At 72.7% G+C, this 16,692-nt stretch carries 13 protein-coding genes; 4 read left to right on the top strand and 9 right to left on the bottom strand.

The window, feature by feature from the left end:
* Positions 1-44 precede the first annotated feature (44 nt).
* Positions 45-1,775 carry a serine/threonine-protein kinase gene (locus tag QSK21_RS10750; RefSeq protein ID WP_285695338.1) on the top strand — a complete coding sequence of 577 codons (1,731 nt, stop codon included), beginning with the start codon at positions 45-47 and terminating at the stop codon, positions 1,773-1,775.
* A 36-nt stretch (positions 1,776-1,811) separates the two neighbouring features.
* On the opposite strand, the gene QSK21_RS10745 is transcribed toward QSK21_RS10750, so the two are convergent.
* The 8 genes from QSK21_RS10745 to QSK21_RS10710 all read right to left on the bottom strand — a co-directional run bounded on the left by QSK21_RS10745 (position 1,812) and on the right by QSK21_RS10710 (position 10,373).
* On the bottom strand, positions 1,812-2,633 hold the full coding sequence (locus QSK21_RS10745) for an ATP-binding cassette domain-containing protein (protein WP_285695337.1): 822 nt from the start codon (positions 2,631-2,633) through the stop codon (positions 1,812-1,814).
* On the bottom strand, positions 2,630-3,679 hold the full coding sequence (locus QSK21_RS10740; protein WP_285695336.1) for an ABC transporter permease: 1,050 nt from the start codon (positions 3,677-3,679) through the stop codon (positions 2,630-2,632). Before QSK21_RS10740 ends, QSK21_RS10745 begins: the two co-directional genes overlap by 4 nt.
* Positions 3,676-4,737, bottom strand: coding sequence for a sugar ABC transporter substrate-binding protein (locus QSK21_RS10735; protein ID WP_285695335.1), 1,062 nt, complete (start codon positions 4,735-4,737; stop codon positions 3,676-3,678). Before QSK21_RS10735 ends, QSK21_RS10740 begins: the two co-directional genes overlap by 4 nt.
* A gap of 72 nt (positions 4,738-4,809) precedes the next feature.
* Positions 4,810-6,678, bottom strand: a complete 1,869-nt coding sequence (gene iolD / locus QSK21_RS10730) for a 3D-(3,5/4)-trihydroxycyclohexane-1,2-dione acylhydrolase (decyclizing) (RefSeq protein WP_285695334.1) — start codon at positions 6,676-6,678, stop codon at positions 4,810-4,812.
* Positions 6,675-7,559, bottom strand: a complete 885-nt coding sequence (gene iolB, locus QSK21_RS10725; RefSeq protein ID WP_285695333.1) for a 5-deoxy-glucuronate isomerase — start codon at positions 7,557-7,559, stop codon at positions 6,675-6,677. Before iolB ends, iolD begins: the two co-directional genes overlap by 4 nt.
* The gene (iolC, locus tag QSK21_RS10720) at positions 7,556-8,476 is read right to left on the bottom strand and encodes a 5-dehydro-2-deoxygluconokinase (protein WP_285695404.1); all 921 of its coding nucleotides are present in this window, start codon (positions 8,474-8,476) and stop codon (positions 7,556-7,558) included. Before iolC ends, iolB begins: the two co-directional genes overlap by 4 nt.
* 23 nt (positions 8,477-8,499) lie before the next feature.
* On the bottom strand, positions 8,500-9,357 hold the full coding sequence (locus QSK21_RS10715) for a TIM barrel protein (RefSeq protein ID WP_285695332.1): 858 nt from the start codon (positions 9,355-9,357) through the stop codon (positions 8,500-8,502).
* Complete coding sequence (locus tag QSK21_RS10710; RefSeq protein ID WP_285695331.1) at positions 9,354-10,373, bottom strand: Gfo/Idh/MocA family protein; 1,020 nt, start codon at positions 10,371-10,373, stop codon at positions 9,354-9,356. Before QSK21_RS10710 ends, QSK21_RS10715 begins: the two co-directional genes overlap by 4 nt.
* 264 nt (positions 10,374-10,637) lie before the next feature.
* Here QSK21_RS10710 and QSK21_RS10705 point away from each other — a divergent pair, with 264 nt between their 5' ends.
* A complete protein-coding gene (locus tag QSK21_RS10705; RefSeq protein ID WP_285695330.1) occupies positions 10,638-12,182 on the top strand; it encodes a nitroreductase family deazaflavin-dependent oxidoreductase in 1,545 nt (514 codons plus the stop codon).
* A 221-nt stretch (positions 12,183-12,403) separates the two neighbouring features.
* On the opposite strand, the gene lon is transcribed toward QSK21_RS10705, so the two are convergent.
* Entirely contained in the window at positions 12,404-14,806 is a 2,403-nt protein-coding gene (gene lon / locus QSK21_RS10700; protein ID WP_285695329.1) for an endopeptidase La, read from the bottom strand.
* A 243-nt stretch (positions 14,807-15,049) separates the two neighbouring features.
* Here lon and QSK21_RS10695 point away from each other — a divergent pair, with 243 nt between their 5' ends.
* The gene (locus QSK21_RS10695) at positions 15,050-15,700 is read left to right on the top strand and encodes an RNA polymerase sigma factor (RefSeq protein ID WP_285695328.1); all 651 of its coding nucleotides are present in this window, start codon (positions 15,050-15,052) and stop codon (positions 15,698-15,700) included.
* Complete coding sequence (locus tag QSK21_RS10690) at positions 15,697-16,629, top strand: hypothetical protein (protein WP_285695327.1); 933 nt, start codon at positions 15,697-15,699, stop codon at positions 16,627-16,629. Before QSK21_RS10695 ends, QSK21_RS10690 begins: the two co-directional genes overlap by 4 nt.
* The last annotated feature ends 63 nt before the right edge of the window (positions 16,630-16,692 follow it).

Here is a 16,692-nt window from a genome sequence, read left to right as displayed (position 1 = left end):
CGTGTCGCGCGTCACATGACCGTTCCGTCGCGGGGAGGAACGACATGAGCGAGTGGACGGTCTCCGGTTTCGCCGAGGTACGGGAGCTCGGGCGAGGCGCGCAGGGCAGGGTGGTGCTGGCCCGGCACGAGACGGCGGGCACCCCGGTGGCCATCAAGTACCTGCCCGCCGGGGCCGCCGAGTCCGACCAGGCCGGGTTCCGGCACGAGGCCCAGATGATGGGCCAGGTCCAGCATCCCAACGTCGCGCGCCTCTACCAGCTCGTCGAGGGCCCGTACGGCGCCGCCATCATCATGGAGGCGGTCAACGGCGTGCCCTTGAAGACGATCCTGGCCGAGCACGGCGCGCTCGGTCCCGAGGCGTCGCTGCTCGTCCTCAAGGGGTCGCTGCTGGGGCTGGCCGCGGCCCACCACGTGGGCGTCGTCCACCGCGACTACAAGCCCGCGAACGTCATCGTCCAGAGCGACGGCCTGAGCAAGCTCATCGACTTCGGGGTGGCGGTCTGGGCGGGTGAGGGCAGCCGCGCGGGCACTCCGTACTACATGGCCCCCGAGCAGTGGCGCGGTGAACCCGCCACTCCGGCCACCGACGTCTACGCCGCCACGTGCGTCTTCTACGAATGCGTCACCGGGCGCCGGCCGTTCAGCGCGCCCGACCGCATGGCGCTGGCGGGCCGGCACCTGACGGGTCCCGTCCCCATCGCGGAGGTCCCCGAGCCCCTGCGCCCGCTGATCGCCCAGGGCCTCGCCAAGGACCCGTCGCAGCGGCCGCCCGGGGCCGTTCCCTTCGTCACCGAGCTGGAGGCGATCGCCGTCCAGAACTACGGCGCCGACTGGGAGCACCGTGCCGTCCGGGCCCTGGCCGCCGCCGCGGCGGCGCTCGCGGGGCTGTTCCCCCTGGCGGCGGGGCTGGCCCCCGCGACCGGTGGCGCGGCGACGGGCGGCGCGGCGACGCCCGCCACCGCCGCCGCTCAGCACTCCGGTGGATCGGCGGCGGCAAGCGTCGCCCACCAGCCGTCCCAGGCGACGACCCACGCGGCGAAGGGCTTCGGCACCAAGGGACCCGCCAAGGCCGTCGCGACCATCGTGGCGGCGGCGATGGTGACGGCGGTGGTCATCGTGGCCGTGGTCTTGACCACCCGCGACTCCGAGGACGAGGACCCGGTCGGTCCGGTCGGCGCACCTGCGTCGCGCTCCTCGCCCCGTCCCACCCTCAGCGGGGTGCCGTTGCGCGTGGGCAACCTGCTCCTCACCGCCCCGCCCACCTGGAAGGTCCGCGCCATCAAGGACGTCGCCGACCCGGTGAACGACCCGCGGCTCGTCGACAGCGGCCACCGGGTCGACATCCCCGGCCGCTGCACCGGCCCCAAGGAGAGGGGCGGCTTCGCCGACCGTAACTACACCGACAACTGCCCCGGCTTCGCCGTGCTGGGCCCGCGATGGATCGACCAGCGGGACGACAGGACGCGCTACGACCCCAACGAGCCGTTCCACCCGGCCACGGACATCGGCGCGTTCTGCCCGAAGGACCCCGAGAAGTACCCCATCGCCAAGGGCGTGTCCGTCCGGAAGCAGGCGCGGGTCACGGTGGCCGGACGGCAGGCCCAGTACAAGGAGTGGCGCATGGAGTGCTACGGCCTGGACGGGGTGAAGAAGACGGGCGTCTTCTTCACCCAGCGCCTCTGGTACCTCCAGGCCGAGAAGCTCCTGATCGTGGACGAGTTCGACACCCCGAACCTCACCGCGATCCTCGACCAGGCCAAGTGGGTGAGCTAGCGGGTCCGCGCCGTCGCGGGCCCGCGCCGTCCGGTCTCAGTCCGAGGTGATGCCGAGGCGTTTGGCGTCCTGGGCCAGCTCGGAGGCGGCAGAGGAGGTCACCGACTCCAGTTCCTCGGCCAGGAGTTCCAGTTCCTCCCCTCCGGCCATGAGGGCGGTGAGCTCCTGCTGGGTGATGTCCCGCTTGGTGCGGTAGGCGATGCTGCGGCCCCGTTTGAGGACGAGGAAGCGGTCCCCCACCGGGTAGGCGTGGTGCGGATTGTGGGTGATGAAGATGACGCCGAGGCCGCGTTCGCGGGCCTGCACGATGTAGCGCAGGACGACGCCCGCCTGCTTCACGCCCAAGGCCGCCGTGGGCTCGTCCAGGACGAGGACCTTGGCACCGAAGTGGACGGCGCGGGCGATGGCCACGCACTGGCGCTCGCCGCCGGAGAGGGTGCCGATGGGCTGGTCCACGTCGCGCAGGTCGATGCCCATCTCCAGGAGCCGGGACTTGGTGGTGCGGCGCATGTAGTGGACGTCCAGGCGGCCGAAGCCCTTGCGCTTCTCGGAACCGAGGAAGAAGTTGCGCCAGACGGGCATGAGGGGGACGACGGCCAGGTCCTGGTAGACGGTGGCGATACCGAGGTCGAGGGCCTGCCGCGGGGAGTCGAACACGACGGGTCTGCCCTCGACCTCGTAGGTGCCCGAGTCATGACGGTGCAGCCCCGACACGATCTTGATGAGGGTGGACTTGCCCGCGCCGTTGTCGCCCAGGACGCAGGCGACCTCACCGGCGGCCACGTCCAGCGAGACACCGCGCAGGGCGATGATGTTGCCGTAGTTCTTGCCGACCGAGTCGAGCCGGATCAATGTCATCGGTTCGCCTCCACCCTGCGGCGCACGACCAGGTTGACGACGGTGGCGACGAGCAGCATGGCGCCGAGGAAGAACCTGAACCAGTCGGGGTTCCACTCGGCGTACACGATGCCCTTGTTGGTCATCCCGAAGATGAACGCGCCGATGGCGGCGCCGATCGCCGACCCGTAGCCGCCGGTCAGCAGGCAGCCGCCGATCACCGCGCAGATGATGTAGAAGAACTCGTTGCCGACGCCCTCGCCGGACTGGACGGTGGCGAACGCGAACAGCAGGTGCATGCCCGACACCCACGCGCAGAACGCCACGCCCATGAACAGGCCGATCTTGGTCTTGGCGACCGGGACGCCGACCGCCCGCGCGCCGGCCGCCGCGCCGCCCGAGGCGAAGATCCAGTTGCCGGTGCGGGTCCGCAGCAGCAGCCAGGTGGCGGCGGCGACCAGCCCCAGCCACCAGAACACGGTGATGTTGACGTTGACGCCCAGCACGCCGACGTCGGACGCGAACACGGCGCGGGCCGAGGAGAAGCCGTCCATGTCGCGGATCGAGTCGGACGCGACGTTGCCCGTGACGGCCTTGGTGACGCCCAGGTTGGCGCCCGCGAGCATCAGGAACGTGGCGAGGGTGATGATGAAGCTGGGCAGGCCCGTCCTGATGTAGAGGACGCCGTTGAGCAGGCCCAGCGCGAGGGTGACGACCAGCGAGATCGCCACCCCCGCCCAGACGTTCAGCGTGAGCTGGTAGCTGGTCAGCGCGGCGACCAGCGCGGAGGTGGTCACCATCACCCCGGCGGACAGGTCGAACTCGCCGCCGATCATCAGCAGCGAGACCCCCACCGCCATGATCCCGAACGTGGAGCTGGCGTACAGGACGGTCGAGAACGAGCTCGCCCGCAGGAACGCGTCCGCGACGACGGAGAAGAACACGAACACCACGACGGCGCCCAGCAGCGCTCCCAGCTCCGGCCTGGCGAGCAGACGGCGCAGCGGGGAGCGCCGCGTCAGGCGCTCGTCGAGCTTGACGGGCGGCCGGGCGACGGCCTGGCTCATCGGGTGCCCCGGTTGGCGAACTGCTCGATGGCGCCCGCGTTGTCCTTGGTGACGATCGCGGGCCCGGTCAGGACGGGACGGCCGCCGCCGATCACGTTGCCGTTGGTCTTCAGCAGCCACAGCTCGTCGACCGCCGCGTACCCCTGAAGGTAGGGCTGCTGGTCCACGGCGAACTGGATGCTGCCGGCCTTGAGCAGGGCGATCAGGTCCTTGTTCATGTCGAACGTGGCGACCTTGGCCCGGCCGCCGGTCTCCTTCACCGCGTCGACCGCGGTGGCCGCGAACGGCGCGCCCAGCGTGAGGATCCCGTCGACGTCCTCGTCGGCCTGCAGCTTGGCGGTGATCGCGGACTTGACCTGCGGCATGTTGGTGCCGGGGACGAACAGGTTCTCCATCTGCCCGCCGAAGGTCTTCTTCGCGCCGGCGCAGCGGTCCTCCAGGCCCACGTTGCCCTGCTCGTGGATCACGCACAGCGCCCGCTTGGAGCCGATGGCGGCCAGCTCGCGGCCGGCGGCCTCACCGGCGATCGTCTCGTCCTGCCCGAAGTGGGCGATCGCGCCGTAGTCGGCGGACACGTCCGCGCCCGAGTTGATGGACACCACCGGGATCTTGGCCGCGGTGGCGCGGGCGACGACGTCCTTCAGGGCGTCCGGCTTGGCGAAGGTGACGATGATCCCGTCCACCTTCTTGTCGATGGCGGCCTGCACGAGCTGGGCCTGCTTGCCGCCGTCCGGGTCGGCCGAGTAGAGGAACTCGACGTTGCTCTTGGCGGCGGCGGCCCGCGCGCCCTTCTGGACGATGTCCCAGAACGTGTCGCCGGGCCCGGAGTGGGTGACCATCGCGATGGTCATCCGCTCGGTGCCGGCGCCGCCCGCGACCGGGTTCTCCTCGGCCTTCTTGCCGCCCGAGCCGCTGCACGCGCTCAGCGACAGGCCCAGCGCCAGGGCCGCGGCCCCCGCCAGGGTGGTGAGGCCCCGGCGCCGGGCGTTCTTCCACGTGGTCGTCCGAGAGGTCCGGGTCGTCCGGGAGGTGCGGGTCATCGGAGGGGTGCGGGTCATCGGAGGGCTCCGTTCTCTCCGCAGGGGGGTGGCTGGATGAACGAGTATGTACCAGAGAGCGTGGCTTGTTGATCAAAGGTGGTGGCGCCTGGCGGTTCGCGCCTTCTCGTAGGCCGCGCGCGCCTCCCGCGTCGGCTCCAGGGCGGAGACCTCCGCCACGGGGACGTCCCACCACACCTCGTCGCCGGGCGCGGGCACCAGCGGGTCGGTCTCGATGTGGACGAGCGTCGTGGTGGACGCCTCGCGCGCCCGTGCCAGCGCGCCGCGCAGGTCGTCGATCGTCTCGGCCCGGATCGTCTCGGCGCCGAGGCTGGCGGCGTTGGCGGCGAGGTCGACGGGGAGGAGCGGCCCGTCCAGCCCGGTGGCGGTGCGGGAGCGGTAGCGGGTGCCGAAGCGCCGCGCGCCCACCGACTCCGACAGCCCGCCGATCGACGCGAAGCCGTGGTTCTGGACGAGGACGACGACGAGCTTGACGCCCTCGGCGACCGCGGTGACCAGTTCCTGCGCCATCATCAGGTACGAGCCGTCCCCGACCAGCACGAACACCTCGCGGGACGGGTCGTCGGAGTCCAGGACGGCCAGCTTCACGCCGAGGCCGCCCGCGATCTCGTAGCCCATGCAGGAGTAGCCGTACTCCACGTGGTAGCTCTTGGGGTCGGTCGACCGCCACAGCCGGTGCAGCTCCCCGGGCATCGACCCTGCGGCGCACACCACGATGTCGCGGAGCCCGGCGGCCTGGTTGACGGCCCCGATGACCTCCGCCTGGGTCGGCAGCGGGCCGCGCCCGTCACCGGCGTAGGCGCGGTCGACGGTCCGGTTCCAGCGGGCGGCCAGCTCGCGGGCCTCCGCGCGGTACGCGTCCGCCACCGAGTGCGCGCCGAGGGCGGCGTGCAGCGCCCGCAGCCCCTCCTTGGCGTCGGCGACCAGCGGCACGCCCGCGTGCTTGGCCGCGTCGAACCGCGCCACGTTGAGGTTGACGAACCGTACGCCGGGATCGGCGAACAGGCTGCGCGAAGCGGTGGTGAAGTCGCTGTAGCGCGTGCCGACGCCGAGCACGACGTCCGCCTGGCGGGCGAGGGCGTTGGCGGCGGGGGTGCCGGTGACGCCGATCGCGCCGACCGAGGACGGGTGGTCCCACGGCAGTGAGCCCTTGCCCGCCTGGGTCTCGGCGACGGGGATCCCCGTCGACTCGGCCAGCGCGCGCAGTTCCAGCGTGGCGTCGGCGTAGATGGTCCCGCCGCCCGCGACGATCAGCGGGCGTTCCGCGGCGGCCAGCAGCGCCGCGGCCTCGTCGAGCGCGGCGGGCTCGGGCACCGGGCGGGTGATCCGCCACACCCGCTCGCGGAACAGCTCCTCGGGCCAGTCGTACGCCTCGGCCTGCACGTCCTGCGGCAGCGCCAGCGTCACCGCGCCCGTCTCCGCCGGGTCGGTCAGGACCCGCATCGCGCCGAGCAGCGCCGGTTCGAGCTGTTCGGGACGGTTGACGCGGTCCCAGAACTTCGAGACCGGCCTCAGGCAGTCGTTGACCGACACGTCGTAGGAACGCGCGTCCTCAAGCTCCTGCAGGACCGGGTTGGCGGGGCGGGTGGCGAACGTGTCGCCGGGCAGCAGCAGCACCGGCAGTCGGTTGATGGTGGCCAGCGCCGCGCCCGTCACCATGTTGGTCGCGCCGGGACCGATCGAGGACGTGCAGGCGAACGTGGCGAGCCGGTCGCTCATCCGCGCGTGACCGGCCGCCGTGTGCACCATCGCCTGCTCGTTGCGGGACATGTAGAAGGGCAGGTCGTCGCCGTACTCCAGCAGCGCCTGCCCCAGCCCGGCCACGTTGCCGTGCCCGAAGATGCCGAAGCATCCGCGGAAGAAGCGGCGGCGGTTCCCGTCGCGTTCGGAGTACTGGGCGGCCAGGAAACGCACGATCGCCTGCCCGACGGTCAGCCTCATCGCGCCTCCTCCTCCGTCGTCGTGAGCGGCAACCGCTCATCCATGTCCTGCCCAGGCCAGGTGTCACGGACCCAGGCATGGGCCGGGTCGTCGCAGATCTTCCAGGCGCGCTCGGGGGACGGCCCCGCCATCACGTTCAGGTAGTAGAGGTGGTGGCCCGGCGCGGCCATCGAAGGGCCGTGCCAGCCGTGCGGCACGAGCACCACGTCACCGTCCCGCACCTGCGCCAGCACCTCGATGGGACGCTCGGGCGTGCCGTACACGTGCTGGTAGCCCATCCCGGGACGGCCCTCGGGGCCGGGCGCGACCTCGAAGTAGTAGATCTCCTCCAGGACGGCCTCGGTCGCGGTCTCCTCGTCGTGCTTGTGCGGCGGGTACGACGACCAGCACCCGCCGGGCGTCAGCACCTCGCAGGCGATCAGCTTCTCGGCGTGCGGGAACCCGGCGGGCGTTCCGAAGTTGTTGACCTGGCGGCTCGCCGGTCCCGCGCCCCGCAGCTCGACCGGCACGTCCTCGGCCGGTACGTGGCGCGGGACGAGCCGCCGCGCGCACCGCGCGCCCGCGAGCGCGAACCGGCCCCACCCGGAGACGGTCACGCGGGCGTCGCGCGGCACGTACGCGAAATCGGTGACCCGGGAGAAGACGCTCCGCCGCCCCGCCAGCTCGAACCGTTCACCGTCGCAGGTCACCGTGCACGCCCCGGCGAGCGGCAGCACGATCGTCTCGAACTCTCCCGTTCCGAAGGTGACCGGCTCGCCATCCAGCTCCAGCACGCGCAGCGAGGCGTAGGTCCAGCCCGCGGTCTCGGGGGTGACGACCAGGCTGAACGGCGCCTCGGCGGTGCTGCCGGCGGGCAGGTGGTGCCGCACGCCGCCGCTCATGACCCCTCCCCCGGCATCGCCTTCTCCACCTCGGCCGTGTCCGGCATGGCGTCGGCGCAGGCCAGCCGGGACGCGACCAGGGCGCCCGCGGTGTTGGCGAACGCGACCGTCCGGGTCAGCGGCCAGCCCGCCAGCAGCCCGTGGCAGACCGCCCCGCCGAACGCGTCCCCGGCGCCGAGCCCGTTGACGACCTCCACCTCGACCGGCGGGCCGTCCACGACCTCGGTTCTGGACGCGGCGAGCACCCCGTCCGGGCCGCGCTTGACGATCGCCAGGTCCAGGCCGAGATCGAGGAGGGCGCGGGCGGCGGCGTGCGGCTCGCGTTCGCCGACCGCCATCGCGCACTCGTCCAGGTTGCCGACGGCGACGGTGGCGTGCTCCAGGGCGCGGCGCGTCCACCGCGTCGCCTCGTCCCGCGACTCCCACAGCGCCGGCCGGTGGTCGAGGTCGAGCACGGTGATCCCGTCGCGGCGGGCGGCGAGGGCGGTCAGCGTCGCCTCCCGGCTGGGCTCCTGCGACAGCCCGGTGACGGTGGCCCACAGGATGCGGGCCGAGCCGATCGCGTCCAGGTCCAGCTCGGCGGCGCGGATCTCCAGGTCGGGCGCCTTCGGGTAGCGGTAGAAGTAGAGCGGGAAGTCGTCCGGCGGGAAGATCTCGCAGAACACGACCGGCGTGGGAAGCGCGGGCACGGCGGTGACGTAGCGGTCGTCCACGCCGAACCCCTTGAGCGCCTTATGGATGAACCGGCCGAACGGGTCGTCCCCTGTACGGGTGATGACCGCCGTACGGCGACCATGTCTCGCCGCCGCCACCGCCACGTTGGTCGGGCTGCCGCCCAGGTACTTGCCGAACGTCTCCACGTCCTCCAGCGGCACTCCCACGTCATGCGGGTACACGTCCACGCTCACCCGCCCCATGGTGACGAGGTCGTAAGGCGCCATCATGCGGCCTTGGAGGAGAGATAGGACAGGCAGGCGCGCACGTCTTCGCAGGGCCCGGAGGCGGGGGCGGGCTCGGTGGTGAGGATGGTGTCCTGCTCCATGACGTACCAGCCTTCGTAGCCGGAGTCCTCCAGGGACCGGATGACCTCGGCGATGTCGATGTCACCTTGGCCGAGGGGCCGGTACAGGCCGTCGCCGACCGCCTGGGTGTAGGTGGTCCGTCCTTCGCGTACGGCATCGGCCAGCGCCACGTCCACGTCCTTGAGGTGGACGTGCGCGATGCGGGGCGCGGCGAAGCGTGACAGCCACACCGGGTCGGTGCCGCCGACGAGGAGGTGGCCGGTGTCGAGGCAGAGCGGGACGCTGCACTCCCCCAGCACGCGTTCGACCTCGGCACGGCGCTCCACCACCGTGCCGACGTGCGGGTGCAGCGTGACGGTATGGCCGCGCTCGGCGGCGCGCACGGTGATGGCGTCGAGGTTGGACAGCAGCGTCCGCCACGCCCTGGTGTCGAGGTCCGGCCGCCCGTCATAGCCGTCGATCCCGGTGGCGGCGGCCAGGACCAGCACGGTACCGGGGCCGAGGTCGTCCATGGCCCGCTCGATCCCGGGCAGCGGGTCGCGGCCGGGGTCGTGCAGGACGACCGGGACGAACGCGCCCGCCAGCTCCAGGTCGTACTCGTCGAGGAGCGCGCCACGCTCGCCCGGGTCGGACGGGAGGAACCCGTCGGGGCCGAGCTCGGTGGCGGTGAGGCCGAGGTCGCGCATCTCGGCCAGGACGCGGCGCGGGGAGAGCTGATGGCCCCAGCCGGGGACCTCGCACACCCCCCAGGAGATCGGGGCGCCCGCCAGCCTCATGACCGTACCTCCTCCGGCTGGACCATCCGGCCTTCCCTCCTGGACAGCTCGCACGCCTCGGCCAGGTAGAACGCCTCCAGGGCCTCGTCCGGCGGACACGGGTTGGCGCGGCGCCCGGCGATCACGTCGATGAAGGCGCGCAGCTCGGCGTCGTAGGCGGCGGCGAACCGCTCCATGAAGCTCACGTACGCGGGCCGGGCGTCCTCCGACTCGTCGGCCGGGACGGGGGTGACCGGTGTGCGGTCGTCCATCCCGGCGACCAGGCTGTCCTTGGAGCCGAACAGCTCCAGCCGCACGTCGTATCCGGCGGCGTTGTACCGGGTCGCGCCGATCATCCCGAGGGTGCCGTCGTCCAGCCCGAGCAGGGCGGCCCCGGTGTCGACGTCGCCGTACCGGCGGAAGACCTCGTCGCCGCGGTTGGATCCGGCGGCGATCACCCAGGCCACGTCGCGCCCGGTGACATGGCGGATGGAGTCCAGGTCGTGGATGACGCAGTCGCGGAACAGGCCGCCGGAGGCGGGGATGTAGCCGGAGGGCGGCGGCGCCGGGTCGAAGCTGCACGACCGGACGGTGTGCAGCCAGCCGAGCCGGCCGGCGGAGACGGCCTCGCGGGCCGCGACGTACCCGGCGTCGAAGCGGCGCTGGAAGCCGACCTGCACCGGGACACCGGTGCGGCGGGCCGCCGCCGCGATATGGAACGTTCCATCAACGTCCGCGGCGAGCGGTTTCTCGCAGAACACGCCGATCCGGGCGGCCACCGCCCTCTCCACCAGGGCGGCGTGCGCGTCGGTCGCGGCGGCCACCACCAGCCCGTCGAGCCCGGCGCCGAACAGCCCGGACACCGACTCCTCGGCGCGCACCCGATCCCGCGGGCGGGCGTCCAGCCGGACGGCCAGGTCCCGCGCTCTCGACGGGTCGGCGTCCGCGATCACCAGCGACTCGACCTCGGGCATCGTGCACAGTGCGGCGGCGTGGCGCGCACCGATGCGCCCCGCCCCGGCCAGCCCGATCCTCATTGATCCCTCCCGGTCGGCTCGATCTCGGCATCGATCCAGGGCGTCGACCCCGGACGTGCGTCCGGTGGCGGCCCCGGGCGACGGCGGTCAGGTGACACCCGAGTGTGATGGAGCGTTCCAGGGGCGTCAACGGCCTACCCTGGTCTCCGCGGTGTTAGGACCTGTCCGCAATGCCGCCCGGAAGGCCGAACGCGGTTCCGTCCGCGACGCTTCGCGAACCCCCGGTGGTTCCTCTCGATCGACACCAAGCGCTAGTTTCCCGGTATGCGGGTCTTTCTCACCGGCGCGTCCGGATTCGTCGGGTCCCACACCGTCCGCGCGCTGCTGGACGCGGGGCACGCCCCCCGCGCCCTGGTCCGCGATCCCGGCAGGGCCGGCAGGGTGCTCTCCGGGCTCGGCGTCGCGCCCGAGGACGTGGAGCTGGTGCGGGGCGACATGTGCGACGCCGCCGCGGTGAACGAGGCGCTGGCCGGCTGCGACGCCGCCATCCACGCCGCCGCCGCGATCGGCGTGACCACGCCCGCCTCGCCCGGCCGCGACCCCGAGACCGGCCTGGTGCACGTCAACGTGTCCGGCACGCGCAACGTGGTCGGCGGCGCGGTGGCGCGCGGCGTCGACCGGGTGGTGCACGTGTCGACGGTCGCGGTGTTCGTCCCGCCGCCCGGCCCGCTCATCACCACCGACGGCCCCCTCGGCACGCCCAGGACCGGCTACGGCAGGTCCAAGGTCGCCGCCGAACGGTACGTCCGGGACCTCCAGGCGGCCGGCGCCCCGGTCACCGTCGTGTATCCCGGCGGCGTGTTCGGCCCCTCCCAGCCCGTGCTGGACTCGTTCATGCAGGGCGTGAGCCGGGCGCTCGACCTGGCCTGGCCGCTCCCGCCCGGCGGCGCCTCGATCATCGACGTGCGGGACCTGGCCGAGGCCCTCGCCCGCGCGGTCTCCAGGCCCACCCCCGACCGGCTCCTGCTCGGCGGGCACTACCGCACCTGGCGGCAGTACGCCGACCTGTGCGACCGGCTGACCGGCCTCAGGCCGCGCGGCTTCCCCGTCCCGGCCGGGGTGATGCTCGGCGCGGGCGCCGCGCTGGACGCGGTCAGGCGCGTCAGGCCGTTCGACTACCCGCTCACCAGGGACGCCGCCGAGTTCATGGTCAGGCTGGTGCCGACCGACGACGGCCCTTCGCTGGACGCGCTGTCGCTGGCCCTGCGACCGGTCGAGGAGACCCTTGAGGACGGGCTGCGCTGGATGGCCGAGACCGGCCACCTCCGGCGGGCCGGAAGGCTGGCCCCGCGTCCCGAAAGCGCCGCCGCCGGACGGCGGCGGACACCGACGCCGCTGCGACGGACCGCCGGGCCGCTGTTCCAGCGGATCTCCGCGGCCCGCTGGTTCTCCAGGATCGGGCCGAGGATCGTCCCGCCGCTGGACCGCGCCCTGCACCGGGCCAGCGGCGGCCGCTTCCTGCTCGGGCAGGCGCTGATCCCGAGCCTGATGCTCACCACCACCGGCGCCAAGAGCGGCCTCCCCCGGCGGGTGCCGCTCGCCTGCATGCCCGAGCCGGGCGGCGGCTGGATCGTCGTCGGCTCCAACTTCGGCAGGGAGCACCACCCCGCCTGGACGGGCAACCTGCTCCGGCATCCCGAGGCGGAGGTGACCTTCCGCGGCCGTACCGTCCCGGTCACCGCCCGGCTGCTGGACGGCGACGAGCGCGCCGCGATCTGGCCCCGGCTGGTGCGCGTCTGGCCGGTGTACGACCGCTACCGCGAACGCGTCACCCGCGAGCTGCGGATCTTCCGCCTCACCCCGCGCTAGGGCCGTCCACGCAGCGCGTACGAGTTCCGGCGTCCGGCCACCAGGTAGGCGAGCACCACGCCCGCCACGTCCAGGCTCACATCGTCGATTTCCTTCACCGGCCCGGAGATCGGTCAAACACGAACCCGGGTCGCGCGGGACGTCCGGGACGCGGCGCAACGCGAAGCGCCCGCGTCGGCTCGATCGAGCCGGCGCGGGCGCTCGCGTCCTCTGCGGAGGGATCAGGCGGCCACGGCCGCGCTGGTCGAGGCCGGCTCCAGGGCCAGGTCCAGGACCTCGCGGACGTCGCTGACCGCGAAGACCGTCATGTTCTCCAGCACCTCGGCCGGGACGTCCTCCAGGTCCGGCTCGTTGCGCTTGGGCACGATCGCGGTCGTGATCCCGAGCCTGCTGGCGGCCAGCAGCTTCTGCTTCAGGCCGCCGATCGGCAGCACCCGGCCGGTCAGCGAGACCTCACCGGTCATCGCCACGTCCGAGCGGACCGGACGGCCCGACAGCAGCGAGGCCAGCGCCGTGGTCATCGTGATGCCCGCGCTCGGCCCGTCCTTCGGGATCGCGCCGGCGGGCACGTGGATGTGCACGCCACGGTCCTTCAGGTCGCCGACCGGAAGCTCCAGCTCCGCGCCGCGCGAGCGCAGGTAGCTGAGCGCGATCCGGGCCGACTCCTTCATGACGTCGCCGAGCTGGCCGGTCAGCGTCACGCCGGTGTCGCCGGTCTCCTTGTCGGCCAGCGACGCCTCGATGTAGAGCACGTCGCCGCCCGCGCCGGTGACCGCCAGGCCCGTCGCCACGCCCGGCACCCCGGTGCGCCGCTCCGACCTGCTCAGCTCGACCTCCGGAGTGAACCGCGGCCGTCCCAGGTAGTCCTTCAGATCGGCCGCGCCGATCGAGACGGGCAGCGTCGCCTTCTCCAGCGCCACGTTCGCGGCGATCTTGCGCAGCACCCTCGCGATCGCGCGGTCCAGCGACCGCACGCCCGCCTCCCGGGTGTACTCGGAGGCCAGCAGCGCCAGCGCCTCGTCGTCGAAGCTCACCTCGGACGCCTCCAGGCCGGCCTTGTCGAGCTGCTTGGGCAGCAGGTGCTCACGGGCGATGGTGACCTTCTCGTGCTCGGTGTAGCCGTCCAGTTGCACCAGCTCCATGCGGTCCAGCAGCGGCCCCGGGATCGCCTCGACCACGTTGGCGGTCGCCAGGAACAGCACGTCGCTCAGGTCGAGCTCGACCTCCAGGTAATGGTCCCTGAACGTGTGGTTCTGCTCGGGGTCCAGCACCTCCAGCAGCGCCGCCGTCGGGTCGCCCCGGTAGTCGGCGCCGACCTTGTCGACCTCGTCCAGCAGGACGACCGGGTTCATCGAGCCCGCCTCGCGGATCGCCCGGACGATACGTCCCGGCAGCGCGCCGACGTAGGTGCGCCGGTGGCCGCGGATCTCCGCCTCGTCCCGGACGCCGCCCAGCGCGACCCGCACGAACTTGCGTCCCATGGCGCGTGCGACCGACTCGCCCAGCGAGGTCTTGCCGACCCCCGGAGGGCCGGTCAGCGCCAGGACGGCACCGGAGCGCCGCCCGCCCACGACGCCCAGGCCGCGGTCGGCCCTGCGCTTGCGCACGGCCAGGTACTCGACGATGCGCTCCTTCACGTCGTCCAGGCCCGCGTGGTCGGCGTCCAGGATCGCGCGGGCGCCCGCGATGTCGTAGGCGTCCTCGGTGCGCTCGTTCCACGGGATGTCGAGTACGGTATCCAGCCAGGTGCGGATCCAGCCGCCCTCAGGGGACGCGTCGGACGACCGCTCCAGCTTGTCGACCTCCTTGAGCGCCGCCTCGCGCACCTTCTCGGGCAGGTTCGCCGCCTCGATCCGGGCGCGGTAGTCGTCCTCCTCGTCGGCCGGGTCGCCGTTCAGCTCGGCCAGCTCCTTGCGGATGGCCTCCTGCTGCTGCCGCAGCAGGAACTCCCGCTGGGTCTTCTCCATGCCCTCCTGGACGTCCTTGCGGATGGTCTCCGCCACGTCCAGCTCGGCCAGGTGGTCACGGGCCCAGCCGATCACCAGGGTGAGGCGCTCGACCACGTCGGGGGTCTCCAGCACCTCGACCTTCTGCTCGTTCGACAGGTAGGGGGCGTAGCCGGCGTTGTCGGCCAGCGTCGAGGGGTCGTCGATGGCCTGCACCACGTCCACGACCTGCCAGGCGCCGCGCTTCTGCAGGATGGCGCTGACCAGGCCCTTGTACTCCTTGGCCAGTTCCTCGACGCGGGGGTCGTCCTGGCCGGTCACCTCGATCCTGGTGCCCTCCACCCACAGCGCCGCGCCGGGTCCGGTCGTCCCGGTGCCGATCCGCACCCGCGCCACGCCGCGCACGACCGCGCCCGGCCCGCCGCCGGGCAGCCGCCCCTCCTGCTCCACGACGCCCAGCGTGCCGACGGCCGCGTAGTTCCCGTTCAGCCTGGGCACCAGCAGCACGCGCGGCTTGACCGCCGACCTGATCCCCGGCCCTCGGGTCTGGGCGACCGCACGGGCCGCCTCGATCGCCGCGCGGACCTCGTTCTCGGACAGATCGAGGGGCACCACCATGCCGGGCAGAACGGCCCCGTCGTCCAGGGGCAGGACCGGCAGCGTCAGGGTCTCGCTCATGCTCTCAGCTCCAAAAGTCTCTAGCGGTCCAGCCCAACCCGAGGTTGAGCCATACTCACTCAAGAAAACGAAGCTCGAATTTGTTTCCTCTGCATCGTTCGCCCTGAGCGATCATCGCCCGGTTGTCCCTCCGGGCGAGCCTTGCGGGCAGGGACGTCGGCCTGCGAGGCGAAGCGAAATGCTGTGCGATGTGCGGACATGTGCCCTGCGTCCGGTGAGAACGCCGCGACGAGAGGAGAGGGCTTGCCATCCCCATCGCGACAATCCGACGAGTATCAGTCCCATCCGCCCGACGAGCGACGGCGCCGTTTCGAGGACGTCTACACGGCCAACCGCGCCCGGATCCTCGGGTACGCGTTGCGCCGCACCAGCGACCCGCAGGACGCCGCCGACGTCCTGGCGGAGACGTTCCTCACCGCCTGGCGGCGGCTCGATGACATCCCGCCCGGTGACGAGGCCCGGCTGTGGCTGTACGGGGTGGCCCGGCGAGTCCTGGCCAATCACCACCGCGGCGAGCGCCGCCGGTCCGCGCTGGCCGCCGACCTCGGGTCCCGGCTGCGCGACGACCTGACCGTCCAGGATGCGCCCGGCGACGACCTGGCCGGCGTGGGCGCGGCGTTCCGCGGCCTGCCCGAGGCCGACCGCGAACTCCTGGCCCTGGTCGGCTGGGAGGGGCTCGACCATGGCGAGATCGCGACCGTCCTCGGCTGCTCCCGCAACGCGGTACGGATCCGCCTGCACCGCGCCCGCCGCCGTTTCGCCCGCGCCCTGGCTCGCATGGACGCGGACGTCCCCGGCACCCCACCGCCCACCACGTCCCCGCACACCGCGCCCCTGCCTGCCGCGGCCTTGCCCGCCGAAGGCCGGCGGATCCCGAACGGAGACCTCAAATGAACCACGAGATCGACCCGCTGATCGCCAGGCTCGCCTCCGTCACCGACCGGCAGGCCGCGGCCCTCCTCCCCGAGGACGCGGCCACCGCCCTCGCCGACCGCATCACCGCGACCGCGGCCCCCTCCGCCGCCCCGCGTCGGCGGCGCTCACCCATCCTGCGCATCGGCCTCCCGCTGGCCTCAGCGGGCGTCGCCTGCGCGGCCGTCACGGCGGTCGTCGCGACCCGCGACGACCGACCCGGCGGGACGCCGGACCTCACCCCGACGAGCCCGCGCGTCGCACTGGCCGCCGCGCTGACGTTCACCCGCAAGGACGGCTACATCGACGTCCGCGTCCGCGACCCGCTCGCCGACCCGAAGCGCTACCGGGAGGAGTTCGCCGCCCACGGCCTCAACGTCACGCTGTCGATGGTGCCGGCGTCCCCGTCCATTGTCGGCACCGTCGTCATGATGGACACCAGCGAGCACACCACCGAGCGCGACGTCACTCCGATCACGGCCAAGGGCGAGTGCGAGACCGGCGGCGGAGGCGACGTCTGCCCGGTCGGCGTCCGGATCCGCACCGGTTACAAAGGCACCGCCGCCATCGTCTTCGGGCGGGACGCCCGTCCGGGCGAGAAGTACAGCAGCACAGCCCCCGCCACTGCCCCCGGCGAAGTCATGCACGGCATGAGCTTCCGCAAGCACCGGGTGGAGGAGGTACTGACCGCCCTGCGGAAGCGGCACGTCACGGTGCCCGAATACCGAACTATGGAGGGCAAGGTGCTGAAGCCCGGCCAGGTCCCGCTCACGTGGTACGTCCACGACGCGGTTCCCTGGGCCAAGAACCAGGTCCTGCTCTTCGTGGGCCCGAACCCCACCCAGGACCTCGTCGACCAGCCACCCGCGTCGGCGCCCCCCAACTCCCCCAGCGCCACACCGACTTCATAACCACCGGCGGACCGCCCCCGACCGGGGCGGTCCGCCTCGTTGACGCGCTCGTTGATGTGGTCG

Origin of the sequence: Actinomadura sp. NBRC 104412, assembly GCF_030269515.1 — a bacterium.
In the GTDB taxonomy this organism is placed as follows: domain Bacteria; phylum Actinomycetota; class Actinomycetes; order Streptosporangiales; family Streptosporangiaceae; genus Spirillospora.
Note: the sequence above shows the minus strand (reverse complement) of the source record. Positions and strands in the feature narration are given on the sequence as shown.

Excerpts from the sequence above, each read along its gene's own strand:
- QSK21_RS10750 (WP_285695338.1), top strand. The coding sequence starts at position 45 with ATGAGCGAGTGGACGGTCTCCGGTTTCGCCGAGGTACGGGAGCTCGGG.
- QSK21_RS10745 (WP_285695337.1), bottom strand. The coding sequence starts at position 2,633 with ATGACATTGATCCGGCTCGACTCGGTCGGCAAGAACTACGGCAACATC.
- QSK21_RS10740 (WP_285695336.1), bottom strand. The coding sequence starts at position 3,679 with ATGAGCCAGGCCGTCGCCCGGCCGCCCGTCAAGCTCGACGAGCGCCTG.
- QSK21_RS10735 (WP_285695335.1), bottom strand. The coding sequence starts at position 4,737 with ATGACCCGCACCCCTCCGATGACCCGCACCTCCCGGACGACCCGGACC.
- iolD (WP_285695334.1), bottom strand. The coding sequence starts at position 6,678 with ATGAGGCTGACCGTCGGGCAGGCGATCGTGCGTTTCCTGGCCGCCCAG.
- iolB (WP_285695333.1), bottom strand. The coding sequence starts at position 7,559 with ATGAGCGGCGGCGTGCGGCACCACCTGCCCGCCGGCAGCACCGCCGAG.
- iolC (WP_285695404.1), bottom strand. The coding sequence starts at position 8,476 with ATGGGGCGGGTGAGCGTGGACGTGTACCCGCATGACGTGGGAGTGCCG.
- QSK21_RS10715 (WP_285695332.1), bottom strand. The coding sequence starts at position 9,357 with ATGAGGCTGGCGGGCGCCCCGATCTCCTGGGGGGTGTGCGAGGTCCCC.
- QSK21_RS10710 (WP_285695331.1), bottom strand. The coding sequence starts at position 10,373 with ATGAGGATCGGGCTGGCCGGGGCGGGGCGCATCGGTGCGCGCCACGCC.
- QSK21_RS10705 (WP_285695330.1), top strand. The coding sequence starts at position 10,638 with ATGCGGGTCTTTCTCACCGGCGCGTCCGGATTCGTCGGGTCCCACACC.
- lon (WP_285695329.1), bottom strand. The coding sequence starts at position 14,806 with ATGAGCGAGACCCTGACGCTGCCGGTCCTGCCCCTGGACGACGGGGCC.
- QSK21_RS10690 (WP_285695327.1), top strand. The coding sequence starts at position 15,697 with ATGAACCACGAGATCGACCCGCTGATCGCCAGGCTCGCCTCCGTCACC.